A 14,621-nucleotide genomic window follows, 5' to 3' on the forward strand; every position below is an offset into this window, starting at 1 on the left:
GGAATACCTGAATGCGTGTGGCAAAAGGATTATTGGGCTTGTTGTTGGCGATGCCGCTGTTGGCTTCGGCTGATGAAATTGGCCAGGTGTCGACGGTGTTCAAGTTCGTCGGCCCGAACGACCGTATCGTTGTCGAGGCGTTTGATGATCCGAAAGTTGAGGGCGTGACTTGCTACCTGTCACGCGCCAAGACTGGTGGGGTAAAGGGTGGGCTGGGTCTGGCGGAGGATCGCGCTGAAGCGTCTATTGCGTGCCGTCAGGTCGGGCCGATCAACTTTAAGGGTGAGCTCAAGGATGGCGAGGAGGTGTTCAAGGAGCGCACGTCCCTGGTGTTCAAGACCATGCAAGTGGTGCGATTCCTCGACAAGAAGCGCAATACGCTGGTGTATCTGGTCTACAGCGATCGCTTGATCGAGGGTAGCCCGCAGAATGCGGTGACGGCGATTCCGATTTTGCCGTGGGCGCACGCTCAATAATCTAGCGAAGATCCAAATGTGGGGGCGGGCTTGCTCGCGAAGACTGGCTGACATTCAGCATCTATGTTGACTGTTACGCCGCCTTCGCGAGCAAGCCCGCCCCCACTTTTTTTGCGTGGTGTTTGCCAAATCGCAGGCAATAAAAAACCGACCCTGAGGTCGGTTTTTTAATGAGCGTGTCGCTTAGGCAGCAGCGGCAACGTTCAGGGCCTTTACGTGGCCATTCAGGCGGCTCTTATGACGAGCAGCTTTGTTCTTGTGGATGATGCCTTTATCGGCCATACGGTCGATAACTGGCACAGCCAGAACGTAAGCAGCTTGAGCTTTGGCAGCGTCTTTTGCGTCGATGGCCTTAACTACATTCTTGATGTAGGTACGAACCATGGAACGCAGGCTGGCGTTGTGGCTGCGACGCTTCTCAGCCTGTTTTGCACGTTTTTTGGCGGAAGGTGTGTTGGCCACCGTCGAGCTCCTCGAAAGACTTTTTAGGAAATAGCAAACAAAATAGGCCGCGAATCATGCCGATGAGTTGATGTCTTGTCAAGGGCGGTTGAGACGATCCGCTAAGTGGCAGGTATAGAGCGCCGGGATATTTCTTTCCGGCGTGCGACCTGTAAACTCGCGAGCTTTGGCTCTGTGCTGTTGCGGCGCGGAGTATCGCATAAGTGGGCGCGTTGTTCGCCTGCTGTTTATCGACAGGCAAAAACTCTTTCAATGAATCTGCTCAAATCGTTGGCCGCTGTCAGCTCTATCACGATGGTTTCCCGGGTGTTGGGGTTCGTTCGCGACACCCTTATCGCTCGCGCATTTGGTGCGGGAATGGCGACTGACGCCTTCTTTATCGCCTTCAAACTGCCCAATCTGCTGCGGCGGATCTTCGCTGAGGGAGCATTTTCCCAGGCGTTCGTGCCGATTCTCGCCGAATATAAAAGCCAGAAGGGCGAGGAGGCGACACGAACCTTCATTGCCTACGTCTCGGGCCTGCTGACGCTGGTACTGGCGCTGGTCACCGCGTTGGGCATGCTCGCCGCGCCCTGGGTTATCTGGGCCACGGCACCGGGTTTCGTCACTACCCCGGAAAAATTCGAGCTGACCACCGATCTGCTGCGGGTCACTTTTCCTTATATATTGCTGATCTCCCTGTCTTCATTGGCCGGCGCGATCCTCAATACCTGGAACCGCTTCTCGGTCCCGGCCTTCGTGCCGACCCTGCTCAATGTCAGCATGATCATCTTTGCGGTGTTCCTGACGCCGTATTTCGATCCGCCGGTCATGGCGCTGGGTTGGGCCGTTCTGGTAGGTGGTCTGGCTCAGTTGCTGTTTCAACTGCCGCACCTGAAGAAGATCGGCATGTTGGTGCTGCCGCGCCTGAGTCTGCGCGATAGCGGTGTCTGGCGGGTCATGAAGCAGATGCTGCCAGCGATCATCGGCGTTTCGGTGAGCCAGATTTCGCTGATCATCAACACCATATTTGCTTCGTTTCTGGTGGCGGGCTCCGTTTCCTGGATGTATTACGCCGATCGCCTGATGGAATTGCCATCCGGTGTGCTGGGTGTGGCACTGGGCACGATTCTGCTGCCGACCCTGGCCAGGACCTATGCCAGCCAGGATCGCCACGAATACTCGCGGATCCTCGATTGGGGGCTGCGCCTGTGCTTCATGCTGGTATTACCGTGCGCTCTGGCGCTGGGGATTCTGGCTGAGCCGCTGACGGTTTCGTTGTTCCAGTACGGCCAATTCAGCGCGCTCGATGCGGCCATGACCCAGCGCGCGTTGATTGCCTATTCCGTCGGCTTGCTGGGGATTATCGTGATCAAAGTGCTGGCGCCAGGCTTTTATGCGCAACAAAACATCCGGACCCCGGTAAAAATCGCGATTTTCACCCTGATAGTCACTCAGCTGTTCAACCTGGTGTTGATCGGTCCGCTGGCTCATGCCGGTCTGGCCCTGGCCATCAGCGCGGGGGCCTGCATCAATGCCGGGCTGTTGTTCTATCAGTTGCGCAAGCAGCAGATGTATCAGCCGCAACCGGGCTGGGCGAAGTTCGGTCTCAAACTGCTGGTGGCGGTGGCGGTGATGTCCGCGGTATTGCTGGGCGCAATGCACTTCATGCCGGCTTGGGCGGAAGGGCATATGCTAGAGCGTTTGCTGCGTCTGGGTGCATTGGTGATCGCTGGCGTGGTGGTCTATTTCGGCATGTTGCTGTTGATGGGCTTCCGTTTGCGCGACTTCAATCGCAAGGCTTTGAACTGAGGCTTTTGTCTCGATAAACACGGGCGGGCCGACGGTTTTGTCGGCTCGATCACTTTGGGTTACGGTGTTGCCTGTCGTCGGCCGCCGGGTGTGGTTATAATCGACCACTTTATGAGCAAGAAGCGCGTTATGCAGCTGGTTCGAGGCCTCCACAACCTGCGCCCCCAGCATCGGGGCTGTGTCGCCACTATTGGCAACTTTGACGGTGTTCACCGTGGTCACCAGGCTATCCTGGCCCGGCTGCGTGAGCGTGCGCTCGAGTTGGGCGTGCCCAGCTGCGTGGTGATTTTTGAGCCGCAGCCGCGAGAATTCTTCGCCCCGGACACCGCCCCGGCCCGTCTGGCCCGCTTGCGGGACAAACTGCAGCTGCTGGCCGAAGAGGGCGTCGACCGGGTGCTGTGCCTGGCGTTCAATCAGCGCCTGAGCAAACTCAGCGCCAGCGAATTCGTCGATACTATTCTGGTGGACGGCCTCGGCGTGCAGCATCTGGAGGTCGGCGACGATTTCCGTTTCGGCTGCGACCGGCTAGGGGATTTCGATTTCCTGCAACAGGCTGGCGTCCTTCAGGGGTTTACCGTCGAAGCGGCGCAGACCGTTGTGCTGGACGGCATTCGTGTCAGCAGCACTCAGGTGCGTAACGCCCTGGCCGCTGCCGATTTTGCCTTGGCCGAGCGGCTGCTCGGTCGTCCGTACCGGATTGCCGGGCGAGTCCTGCATGGCCAGAAGCTGGCGCGCCAGCTCGGTACGCCGACCGCCAACATACAACTCAAGCGTCGTCGTGTACCGCTGTCCGGGGTTTATCTGGTCAACGTCGACATCGACGGCAAGACCTGGCCAGGCGTCGCCAATATCGGCGTGCGGCCAACGGTCCAAGGTGATGGCAAAGCCCACCTGGAAGTACACCTTTTAGATTTTGCCGGCGATCTGTATGACCGGCGTTTGACGGTGGTTTTCCACCACAAGCTGCGTGAAGAGCAGCGTTTCGCCTCTCTGGAGGCGCTTAAGACGGCGATCAATGCGGATGTCGCCGCCGCCCGTGCCCTGTCGCACCTAGCGCCAATCGCTAATGAAGAGCCTTAAATGACCGACTATAAAGCCACGCTAAACCTTCCGGACACCGCCTTCCCAATGAAGGCCGGCCTGCCTCAGCGCGAACCGCAGATTCTGCAGCGCTGGGACAGCATTGGCCTGTACGGTAAGTTGCGCGAGATTGGCAAGGATCGTCCGAAGTTCGTACTTCACGATGGTCCTCCGTACGCCAACGGCACGATTCATATCGGTCATGCGCTGAACAAGATTCTCAAGGACATGATCATCCGCTCGAAAACCCTGTCGGGTTTCGACGCGCCTTATGTGCCGGGCTGGGACTGCCACGGTCTACCGATCGAACACAAAGTCGAAGTGACCCACGGCAAGAACCTGGGCGCGGACAAAACCCGCGAACTGTGCCGTGCCTACGCCACCGAGCAGATCGAAGGCCAGAAGTCCGAATTCATCCGTTTGGGTGTGTTGGGCGATTTCGCCAACCCGTACAAAACCATGGACTTCAAAAACGAGGCCGGTGAAATCCGCGCCCTGGCGGAAATCGTCAAGGGTGGCTTCGTGTTCAAGGGCCTGAAGCCTGTGAACTGGTGCTTTGACTGCGGTTCGGCCCTGGCTGAAGCGGAAGTCGAGTACGAGAACAAGAAATCCGCGACCATCGACGTGGCCTTCCCGATCGCCGACGAAGCCAAACTGGCTGCCGCGTTCGGTCTGCCATCGCTGGGCAAACCTGCTTCGATCGTGATCTGGACCACCACCCCGTGGACCATCCCGGCCAACCAGGCGCTGAACGTTCACCCGGAATTCAACTACGCACTGGTCGACGTCGGCGATAAACTGCTGGTGCTGGCTGAAGAGCTGGTCGAGTCGTGCCTGGCCCGCTACAGCCTGGAAGGTTCGGTCATTGCGACCACCACCGGTAAAGAACTGGAACTGATCAACTTCCGTCACCCGTTCTACGATCGTCTGTCGCCGGTTTACCTGGCTGAATACGTCGAACTGGGCGCGGGCACCGGTGTGGTTCACTCCTCGCCAGCCTACGGCGTAGATGACTTCGTGACCTGCAAAAAGTACGGCATGGTCAACGATGACATCATCAATCCGGTTCAAAGCAACGGCGTTTACGTACCGTCGCTGGAATTCTTCGGCGGTCAGTTCATCTGGAAGGCCAACCCGGCCATCGTCGACAAGTTGACCGAAGTCGGTGCGTTGCTGCACACCAGCATCATCGAACACAGCTACATGCACTGCTGGCGTCACAAGACCCCGCTGATCTACCGCGCCACCGCGCAGTGGTTCATCGGCATGGACAAAGAGCCTGTGACCGGCGACACCCTGCGCAAGCGGGCGATCAAAGCCATCGAAGAGACCAGGTTCGTTCCGGCCTGGGGCCAGGCGCGTCTGCACTCGATGATCGCCAACCGTCCGGACTGGTGCATTTCCCGTCAGCGCAACTGGGGCGTGCCGATCCCGTTCTTCCTGAACAAGGAAAGCGGCGAGCTGCACCCACGCACTGTCGAACTGATGGAAATCGTTGCCCAGCGCGTCGAAGTCGAAGGCATCGAAGCCTGGTTCAAGATGGACGCCGCCGAGTTGCTCGGTGAAGAAGCGCCGCTGTACGACAAGATCAGCGACACCCTGGACGTCTGGTTCGACTCGGGCACCACGCACTGGCACGTCCTGCGCGGCTCGCACTCGATGGGCCACGAGACCGGTCCACGCGCCGACCTGTACCTGGAAGGTTCGGACCAACACCGCGGCTGGTTCCACTCGTCGTTGCTGACCGGTTGCGCCATCGACGACCACGCCCCGTACCGCGAGCTGCTGACCCACGGTTTCACCGTCGACGAGTCCGGCCGCAAAATGTCCAAGTCTTTGGGCAACGTGATCGCGCCGCAGAAGGTCAATGACACCTTGGGCGCCGATATCATGCGTCTGTGGGTTGCTTCTACCGACTACTCGGGTGAAATGGCGGTTTCCGAGCAGATCCTGCAACGCAGTGCGGACGCCTATCGGCGCATCCGTAACACCGCGCGCTTCCTGCTTTCCAACCTGACCGGTTTCAACCCGGCCACCGACATCCTGCCGGCCGAAGAAATGCTGGCGCTGGACCGTTGGGCCGTGGATCGCACCCTGCTGCTGCAACGCGAGCTGCAAGAGCACTACGGCGAATACCGCTTCTGGAACGTCTACTCCAAGATCCACAACTTCTGCGTGCAGGAGCTGGGTGGTTTCTACCTCGACATCATCAAGGACCGTCAGTACACCACTGGCGCCAACAGCAAGGCCCGTCGTTCGGCGCAAACCGCGCTGTACCACATCAGCGAAGCGCTGGTGCGCTGGATCGCGCCAATCCTGGCGTTCACCGCCGACGAGCTGTGGCAGTACCTGCCGGGCGAGCGTAACGAGTCTGTGATGCTCAACACCTGGTACGAAGGCCTGACCGAATTGCCGGAAGGCTTCGAGCTGGACCGCGCTTACTGGGAGCGGATCATGGCGGTGAAGGTAGCGGTCAACAAGGAAATGGAGATCCAGCGCGCGGCCAAGGCCGTCGGTGGCAACCTGCAAGCCGAAGTGACGCTGTTCGCCGAAGACGCGCTGAGCGCCGATCTGGCCAAGCTGAGCAACGAACTGCGCTTCGTGTTGATTACCTCGACTGCCACCGTTGCACCGTTCGTGCAGGCTCCGGCAGACGCGGTGGTCACCGAAGTCGGCGGCCTGAAGCTCAAAGTGGTCAAGTCGAGCCATGCCAAGTGCGCCCGTTGCTGGCACTGCCGTGAAGACGTCGGCGTGAACCCGGAGCATCCGGAAATCTGCGGTCGTTGCGTCGACAACATCAGCGGCGCTGGCGAGGTTCGTCACTATGCCTAATGCCGTTGGCCGTTTCGGACGGCTGAGCTGGCTCTGGTTGAGTTTGCTGGTCCTGGTCATCGACCAGGCCAGCAAGTTCTACTTCGAAGGCTCGCTGAGCATGTACCAGCAAATCGTGGTGATCCCCGATTACTTCAGCTGGACCCTGGCCTACAACACCGGCGCGGCGTTCAGTTTCCTGGCTGACAGCTCGGGTTGGCAGCGCTGGCTGTTCGCCCTGATCGCGGTGGTGGTCAGTGCGGTGCTGGTAGTCTGGCTCAAGCGCCTGGGGCGCAACGAAACCTGGCTGGCAGTCGCCTTGGCGCTGGTGCTGGGTGGCGCGCTGGGTAACCTGTACGATCGCATTGCCTTGGGCCATGTGATCGATTTCATTCTGGTGCATTGGCAGAACCGCTGGTATTTCCCGGCATTCAACTTTGCCGACAGTGCAATTTCTGTCGGTGCCGTGATGCTTGCACTGGATATGTTCAAAAGTAAAAAGACCGGAGAAACCGTTCATGACTGAACAGGTATTGGCTGAGCAACGCATTGGCCAGAACACGGAAGTCACCTTGCACTTTGCGTTGCGCCTGGAGAACGGCGACACCGTCGACAGTACCTTCGACAAAGCCCCGGCGACCTTCAAGGTTGGCGACGGCAGCCTGTTGCCAGGTTTCGAAGCCGCGCTGTTCGGCTTCAAGGCCGGCGACAAACGCACCCTGAACATCGAGCCGGAAAACGCCTTTGGTCAGCCGAACCCGCAAAACGTGCAGATCATCCCGCGCTCGCAGTTCAAGGATATGGAACTGTCGCCTGGCTTGCTGGTGATCTTCAACGATGCGGCCAATACTGAGTTGCCCGGTGTGGTGAAAGAATTCGATGACACGCAAGTGACCATCGACTTCAACCACCCGCTGGCCGGTAAAACCTTGACCTTTGACGTCGAGATCATCAACGTCAAAGCGCTGTAACTGACTGAACTCGGTCCAATGTGGGAGCGGGCTCGCTCGCGAAAGCGTCATCACATGTAACATCAATGTCGACTGACACACCGCTTTCGCGAGCAAGCCCGCTCCCACATTAAGATTTTCACTGTTTTCGAGCCCGGTGTTCGAATGACAGGTGGCATTACTATTTCTTGCGCGCAAGACACGAGGCACAGCATGCAAATCAAACTCGCCAATCCCCGTGGCTTCTGCGCCGGTGTGGACCGGGCGATCGAAATCGTCAACCGCGCCCTGGAAGTCTTCGGGCCGCCGATCTACGTGCGCCACGAAGTGGTCCACAACAAATTCGTCGTCGAAGACCTGCGCGCCCGTGGGGCGATCTTCGTTGAAGAGCTGGATCAGGTGCCGGATGACGTGATCGTGATCTTCAGCGCCCATGGCGTTTCCCAGGCCGTGCGTACCGAAGCAGCAGGCCGTGGCCTGAAGGTGTTCGACGCTACCTGCCCGCTGGTGACCAAGGTGCACATCGAAGTCGCGCGTTACAGCCGCGACGGCCGTGAATGCATCCTCATTGGCCATGCCGGCCATCCGGAAGTAGAAGGCACCATGGGCCAGTACGATGGCAGCAATGGTGGCGCGATCTATCTGGTCGAGGACGAGAAAGATGTCGCCGAGCTGCAGGTAAACAACCCTGAAAGACTGGCCTTCGTCACCCAGACCACCCTGTCCATGGACGATACCAGTCGCGTGATCGACGCCCTGCGTACTCGGTTCCCGGCGATCGGCGGTCCGCGCAAGGACGATATCTGCTACGCCACGCAAAACCGTCAGGACGCCGTCAAGCAGCTGGCAGACGAATGCGACGTGGTGCTGGTGGTCGGCAGCCCGAACAGCTCCAACTCCAATCGCCTGCGTGAACTGGCTGAACGCATGGCCACCCCGGCCTATCTGATCGACGGCGCCGAAGACCTGCAAAAGAGCTGGTTCGATGGTGTCGAGCGGATTGGCATCACTGCCGGTGCCTCCGCTCCGGAAGTATTGGTGCGTGGCGTGATCCAGCAGTTGCAGGCTTGGGGTGCCACCGGGGCCGATGAGTTGGCCGGGCGTGAAGAGAACATCACGTTCTCGATGCCTAAAGAGCTACGCGTCCGCTCCCTGCTCTGAGTCTTCTCCTCCCGCGCACAGCGCCTGTTCAGTCTTATCGCTGCGCAGGCTGACGCGTCCGGTCCGGGACAGCACCACCTGGTGCAGGCTGACCGGTTTGCGGCTGGCGCAAATATGTACCGTCCCCGCTTGAAAGGCACCGCTGGGCAACTGCGGTTCGCCCAGGCTGCTGAACTGTACGAAATTCTTGACCGGCCGATTGCCGACAACTGGCACTCGAGCGTCGCTCTGTTGCTCGACCAGCAGCGGATTGCTGCTGTCCTCCGGGCCTTTGCCGCTGACATCCAGAATGATCCGCCAACCCTGGCCCCAGTCGCCGTTGATTCCGTGTATCACCACACTCTGATTGCGTGTGATGGCAGCGGTTCTGGCATTACGCATACCACTGACAATCGACTGCGCCGCCTGTTCTCGATGGTTCGATTCTGTCAGTGCGGCGAACGCCGGACTGACCAACAGCAGAACAATCCCGACAATTGTCAGTCCCATGAGCAGTTCGATCAGGCTGAAACCTTGCTGATGCATGTTATCTCCCTCCCTGGAGTGCTGCGGTCCGCGCGATCCCTGCGCGAGTAATGGCAAAACAACCGTACATCTGTCGGTCGAATGTTCTAGCGTGTAGAAGCAGGTATAGCCGACGGCAACGGAGGGCACCGATGGATCATCGTACAAAAGGTTTCACGCTGATCGAGCTGCTGATCACGCTCGCCGTGTTTCTGATCCTGATCAGCCTGGCTGTTCCGGCGTTTACCCGCTCGGTGCAAAGCACCAAGGCCGACACCGAGATCGGCGACCTGCAACGCGCGCTCAATTTCGCCCGGCTTGAGGCGATTGACCGGGGCCTCACCACCCGGGTTCGCCCGACAGCCGGCGGCAGTGTCTGGACCGGCGAGCTGACCGTTTATGACGGTACCGGCAATCCGGCCAATGTATTGCGGGTTGTTCCAGCGATGAGCAGTGGCGCCACTCTGACGCTAACCTCAGGAGTGACCGCTATTGATTTCAACAATCTGGGCGGTTTGTCGGCGCCGTCCACGGCCGTCGTGATCAGTTATGTACTGGGGGCACAGAGCAGGACGCTGAATGTGTGTTTGAACGGACGAATTCTATTGGGTGGAAGTTGCGGATGAGGGGTTGGAGCAAGCGCGCACAGGAGGGCATGACGCTGATCGAGGTACTGGTCGCGTTGTTGGTTCTGGCCGTAGGGTTATTGGGCGCGGCGGCGATTCAGCTCAATGCGCTGAAGTACACCGACAGCTCGCGGATGACCAGCCAGGCGAGTTTTATCGCCTACGACATGATGGACCGCATTCGCGCCAACTCCGGCGCCGATTACACCGTCACGCCACCGACCTCGGGCAACCTGAGCGTGGCCCGGGATCAGGATCTTTACGATTTCACCACCAACATCGTCAATTTCGGCGGCGCCACGGCGACCGGCAGCATTACCCGAAACCAACGGGTATACACCATCACCATTACCTGGGATGACTCGCGGGCCGCCAATACCGCCGACTCGCGCCGCAGTTTCGTCCTCACCAGTCGCGCCACCGTTGATCCGGCGACGACACCATGATCAGAGCCAGCAAAGGTTTCGGCCTGATCGAGTTACTGATCGCCCTGGCGTTGAGTCTGGTCGTGGTTCTTGGCGTGGCGCAGATCTTCATCGCAGCTAAAAATACCTACGTCAGCCAGAATACCGCCGCCGGCATGCAGGAAGATGCACGGTTCGTCTTGAGCAAGATGATTCAGGAAATCCGCATGGTCGGCATGTTCGGTTGCCTGGGCACGATTATCGACGCCAGCTCGGCAGGGAATTTCAATGCCAGTCAGATCACGCCGATCAGTTGGGACAATGCCAACCTCAAATTAACGCTTGTCACCGCCGATGTCGGCGGCAGTGGCGGGGTGCCGACCTGGACGGTGGTTTCGGACTGTCGCAACACTGCAACGGCCTACTCCGGCCTACGAACGACAACATCCGGGCAGTTGGCATTTCCGATCCGGCGGCTGATCTACAGCTTCAGCAACAATCAACTGCTGATGGGCTCTGGTGCCGGCACGCCGACGCAGCAGGTGCTGGTGAACAATGTCAGTGCCTTCAAGGTGAGCTTCGGCCTCGCGAGCTCCGCCACGGATACGGCTGCCTCCAGCTACAGCAGCAACCCATCCGATCCGGCACGAATCCGAAGTGTGCGACTGACGCTGACACTGACCGACCCGAACCACCGGGTCAGCGATCAAACCTTCAACGTGGTTGCCGCCTTGCGCAACCGGTTGCCATGAGGGGAGAGCCGATGAGTATTGCTCCCATGACCCCTCACGCCCAGCGCGGCATGGCGCTGCTGGTCAGCCTGGTGTTTCTCCTGGTGCTGACGTTGATCGGGCTTTCATCAATGCAGAGCGCCACGTTGCAGGAAAAAATGGCCAGCAGCGTGATCCTGCGCAATCAGTCGTTCCAGGGCGCAGAAGCGGCATTGCGTATTGGCGAAAGCGCGGTGCAACTCAACACCTATTCATTGCCGGTCTGCAGCGGTACCAGCCAATGCGCACCTCCGGCCGAAGCGTCGGTCATTACCGCCGCCGGGTTCAACTCCACCTCGGGGGTGACCTGGATCGCCTCCGGCAGCGGCTTTTACGGGGTGCAGAACATCGGCACCACCCTGACGGCCGTGAACGTACCGAGCAACACGTCGACAACGCTGTACCGGGTGACCGCCGTGGGCATCGCGGGCAATTCGCGCAGTGTGGTGGAGAGTATCTATGCGAAGTACTGAGGCACGCACAGGCTGGCGCCGTTGGTTGTTGCAGTTGTTCTGCGGCGCGGCGTTGAGCCTTTATCTGGCAGCACCGACTTACGCCTTCACACCCTCGGATTCGCCGCTGTTGAACGCCGCCGCCGTGGCGCCCAATGTGATGCTGTTGCTCGACGACTCGAAGAGTATGAACAGCATTATCTGGGCGGCAGGCTTCGATCCGACGGTCGCACGTGCCCCGGTGACTATTTGCCTCTCCAATGGTTCGTGCAACAAAGGCCGTGAGCTTGGCATGGCCGATGGCAATATTCCCTTGTCGAGTTTGACTCATGGAACATGCACGAAGGACGGATGGTACGGTTTTTATAAGAACAGCCTTCTCGGTCTGGAGTCGCTTTGCCTCAAGCTTCCCGATCCGGTGGGGAGCGAAGACACGCTCTATACGGCGAATTACTTGTCCTATCTGATAAGCCTGGCCAACAACTCCGACCGGGATTTCACCGATGGCTCGATTCCCAATGACTACCGGATGAATGTAGCGCGCAACGTTTCCAAGGCGTTGGTGGCCAGCAACCGCTCGCTGCGCATCGGTCTGTCGACGTTCAACCTGGCGGTCGGCAACCATAAGAATGACGGCGGTTATATCGTTCGTTCGGTCAGCGATTTGTCGGCGGTCAGCGGCACCGTGACCCAGGCTCAGGCCGATGCCAACTACAACGATCTGATCGCCGGAATCGACGAACTGAGCGCACAGGCGGATACGCCGCTGGCTGAAGCCTATTACGAGATCACCCGCTATTTCCGTGGCATGGCGCCATACAACAACTCGACGCCTACCACCTACACCAGTCCGATTCAGTATCGCTGCCAGAGAAATTACGGCGTAGTAATCACTAGTGGTTTGCCGACCTTCGACCATACCTTTCCGACTGACGATCCGCTGGGTACCAGCAAGTTACCGAACTGGGACGGTATCAGCAGTAACGATGGCGCCAACCCCGTCGGCGACAAAGAGGGTGACACCTTTTATCTGGATGACATCGCCAAGTTCGCCTTCGATATTGACATGCGGTCCACGGGTACCGACATCACAGGAAAAGGCTGGAACGCCCTGGATTTTCCCAAGCAGAACCTCAACACCTATACCGTGGGTTTCACCACGGCAAACCAGATGTTGTCGGATGCCGCCAGCTATGGACAGGGTAAGTACTACCAGGCGACCGACGGTGCGGGGCTCAACAGCGCATTGTCTTCAGCCTTGAGCGACATCACCGCCAAGGCCGGATCAGGTGGCAGCGGCGTTACCAGCGGCACGACCCTGACCAGCAACTCAGCCTACTTCCAGACCACCTACGACCCCAAGGACTGGCGCGGCACCATCAAGTCTTTTGGCTTCACCTCGGCGGGCGCGGTGAACACGGCCGCGGTGCTGTGGACGACCGACACCACCATCGTGCCCGGTGCTACCGTCCCGACCTACCAGTCCTGGAATACCCTGACCAACGCCGTCGTTACCCTGGCCTATAACAATTTCTCTACGGTCCAACAGACTTCCCTCAACCAGAGCCTGCCCGTCGGTATTACCGGCAGCGATCTGGTGGAGTGGAGCAAGGGCACCAACAAAACCGGGTTGAGAGCGCGCAGTGTATTGCTCGGCGATATCATCAATTCGCCTCTCGTACTGGCCGCGCCCACGGACCAAACCGCGTCCGACCTGGTAGGGGATACTACCTACAGCACCTATTTGGCTACCAAAGCCGCCAACATGAATGCCAGCCTGGTGGTGAACGCCAACGACGGTTTTGTAAACGTCATCAACTCGACCAATGGTGTCAGACGCTACGGCTATATGCCCTCCAGTGTGCTGCCATCATTGCGCTACATCGCTGATCCCACTTATATCAACGGTGTGAGCCACAAATATCTGGTCGACGGTCAGGTCGGCGTGTTCGATGCCCAACTCGACAGCGCCTGGAAAACCCTGGCGATTGGTGGAACAGGGGCGGGCGGCAAAACCTTCTATGCGCTGCAGCTGTTCGACGCCTCGGCCGGTAACGTGATTAACGCGTTGTGGGAAATCAGTGCGCCGACCACAGCCAGTACGGCGAACGTTTTCAATGATCTGGGTTATGCCTATGCGCGCCCCGAAGTGGCACGCTTGGCCGATGGTCGCTGGGCCGCGTTTATCTCCAACGGTTATGGCAGCAACTCCGGGGTGGCAGCACTTTATGTGGTGGATATCCGCGACGGCTCGCTGATCAAGAAAATCGTGGTCGACAGTACAGAAACCAACAACGGCCTGTCGTCGGTGAAGCTTCGGGTCAACTCGCAGAATGTGGTGCAGGCCGCCTATGGGGGCGACCTGAAAGGGCGGTTGTGGAAGTTCGATTTGAGCGGCACCACCACCGATACCTGGGGCGTGGCGTTTTCCGGCAAGCCGTTGTTCACCACCGCGGGCGGCGCGACTCAGCCGATCACGGTACAACCGCTGCTCGCCGATCATGCATCGGGCGGCAAGCAAGTGTTGTTCGGCACCGGCAAACTCAATGAGAGCGCCGACAAGACCAATAAGGATCTGCAGGCGTTCTACGCGGTATGGGATGCGGAGGGGGGGGCTGGGCAAATCACCACTTCCAGCTTGCAGGCGCAGGCGGTGACTGGCGTGTTCTCTGGCAGCAGCGGGCAATTCATCACCACCAGCCAGAATGAGGTGACCTACCCGGCAAAGAAAGGCTGGTACTTGCCGCTGGTCTACAACAACGTACTGACGGGGGAGCGGGTGATCAATCAGGCCAGTCTCGTGGCAGGGCGAATCGTTTTTACCACGGCCAGTATGGATACCGTTGACCCCTGTGCCGGCTTCGGCTCCGGCAAACTGGTCGAACTCGATGCGTTCAGCGGTAAGATGCTCAACTATGCGGTGCTCGACACCAATGCTGACGGAGTGGTCGACAGCACTGACACGATTTCCAGCGGGGTGATCTTCACCGGTGGGATCCCGACCCTGAATGCGGTCGTCAATGACGCATCCCGCAAGATTGTGAACGACTCCGGCGGTGGCGTGACCACTCTGGTGGAAAAATCCGGTGGCGGCAGCGGCCGCCGCATCATGTGGCGACAAATACAGTAAGTGA

Annotated in this window: 14 protein-coding genes; 12 read left to right on the top strand and 2 right to left on the bottom strand. The window is 59.0% G+C overall.

Going from position 1 to position 14,621, the window contains the following annotated elements; translation table 11 throughout:
* Positions 1–11: 11 nt before the first annotated feature.
* The gene (locus ACZ9IM_RS22755) at positions 12–476 is read left to right on the top strand and encodes a CreA family protein (protein WP_063342478.1); all 465 of its coding nucleotides are present in this window, start codon (positions 12–14) and stop codon (positions 474–476) included.
* Positions 477–659: 183 nt separating this feature from the next.
* Here ACZ9IM_RS22755 and rpsT read toward each other — a convergent pair whose 3' ends face one another.
* A complete protein-coding gene (rpsT, locus tag ACZ9IM_RS22760) occupies positions 660–938 on the bottom strand; it encodes a 30S ribosomal protein S20 (protein ID WP_007901883.1) in 279 nt (92 codons plus the stop codon).
* A 252-nt stretch (positions 939–1,190) separates the two neighbouring features.
* Between rpsT and murJ the strand changes: the two genes are divergently transcribed.
* The 6 genes from murJ (at position 1,191) to ispH (ending at position 8,731) form a co-directional block, all read left to right on the top strand.
* Positions 1,191–2,729: a murein biosynthesis integral membrane protein MurJ gene (murJ, locus tag ACZ9IM_RS22765; protein WP_427627899.1), complete on the top strand. Its 1,539-nt coding sequence runs from the start codon at positions 1,191–1,193 to the stop codon at positions 2,727–2,729.
* A gap of 129 nt (positions 2,730–2,858) precedes the next feature.
* Positions 2,859–3,809 (top strand): bifunctional riboflavin kinase/FAD synthetase, encoded by a 951-nt coding sequence (gene ribF / locus ACZ9IM_RS22770; protein ID WP_427627901.1) that lies wholly within the window; start codon positions 2,859–2,861, stop codon positions 3,807–3,809.
* Positions 3,810–6,641, top strand: a complete 2,832-nt coding sequence (ileS, locus tag ACZ9IM_RS22775) for an isoleucine--tRNA ligase (RefSeq protein WP_476225021.1) — start codon at positions 3,810–3,812, stop codon at positions 6,639–6,641.
* Positions 6,634–7,146: a signal peptidase II gene (gene lspA, locus ACZ9IM_RS22780; protein ID WP_007901890.1), complete on the top strand. Its 513-nt coding sequence runs from the start codon at positions 6,634–6,636 to the stop codon at positions 7,144–7,146. Before ileS ends, lspA begins: the two co-directional genes overlap by 8 nt.
* Positions 7,147–7,153: 7 nt before the next feature.
* Positions 7,154–7,591 (top strand): FKBP-type peptidyl-prolyl cis-trans isomerase, encoded by a 438-nt coding sequence (fkpB, locus tag ACZ9IM_RS22785; protein ID WP_427627920.1) that lies wholly within the window; start codon positions 7,154–7,156, stop codon positions 7,589–7,591.
* A gap of 192 nt (positions 7,592–7,783) precedes the next feature.
* On the top strand, positions 7,784–8,731 hold the full coding sequence (gene ispH, locus ACZ9IM_RS22790; RefSeq protein ID WP_007901894.1) for a 4-hydroxy-3-methylbut-2-enyl diphosphate reductase: 948 nt from the start codon (positions 7,784–7,786) through the stop codon (positions 8,729–8,731).
* Here ispH and ACZ9IM_RS22795 read toward each other — a convergent pair.
* Positions 8,708–9,256 carry a GspH/FimT family pseudopilin gene (locus ACZ9IM_RS22795; protein ID WP_427627906.1) on the bottom strand — a complete coding sequence of 183 codons (549 nt, stop codon included), beginning with the start codon at positions 9,254–9,256 and terminating at the stop codon, positions 8,708–8,710. The two genes, ispH and ACZ9IM_RS22795, sit on opposite strands and share 24 nt — an antisense overlap.
* A 131-nt stretch (positions 9,257–9,387) precedes the next feature.
* Here ACZ9IM_RS22795 and ACZ9IM_RS22800 point away from each other — a divergent pair, with 131 nt between their 5' ends.
* From ACZ9IM_RS22800 to ACZ9IM_RS22820, 5 genes are read left to right on the top strand one after another with little or no spacing between them, the layout of a single operon-like run.
* The gene (locus ACZ9IM_RS22800; protein ID WP_008068412.1) at positions 9,388–9,861 is read left to right on the top strand and encodes a GspH/FimT family pseudopilin; all 474 of its coding nucleotides are present in this window, start codon (positions 9,388–9,390) and stop codon (positions 9,859–9,861) included.
* On the top strand, positions 9,858–10,307 hold the full coding sequence (pilV, locus tag ACZ9IM_RS22805) for a type IV pilus modification protein PilV (RefSeq protein WP_305446957.1): 450 nt from the start codon (positions 9,858–9,860) through the stop codon (positions 10,305–10,307). Before ACZ9IM_RS22800 ends, pilV begins: the two co-directional genes overlap by 4 nt.
* Positions 10,304–11,017, top strand: coding sequence for a PilW family protein (locus ACZ9IM_RS22810; protein WP_427627908.1), 714 nt, complete (start codon positions 10,304–10,306; stop codon positions 11,015–11,017). The genes pilV and ACZ9IM_RS22810 overlap by 4 nt, the downstream gene beginning before the upstream one ends.
* Positions 11,018–11,028: 11 nt before the next feature.
* Positions 11,029–11,508 (top strand): pilus assembly PilX family protein, encoded by a 480-nt coding sequence (locus ACZ9IM_RS22815; RefSeq protein ID WP_427627910.1) that lies wholly within the window; start codon positions 11,029–11,031, stop codon positions 11,506–11,508.
* Complete coding sequence (locus tag ACZ9IM_RS22820) at positions 11,495–14,617, top strand: pilus assembly protein (RefSeq protein ID WP_427627912.1); 3,123 nt, start codon at positions 11,495–11,497, stop codon at positions 14,615–14,617. The genes ACZ9IM_RS22815 and ACZ9IM_RS22820 overlap by 14 nt, the downstream gene beginning before the upstream one ends.
* Positions 14,618–14,621 lie beyond the last annotated feature (4 nt).

This window comes from Pseudomonas sp. TE12508 (genome assembly GCF_056279485.1).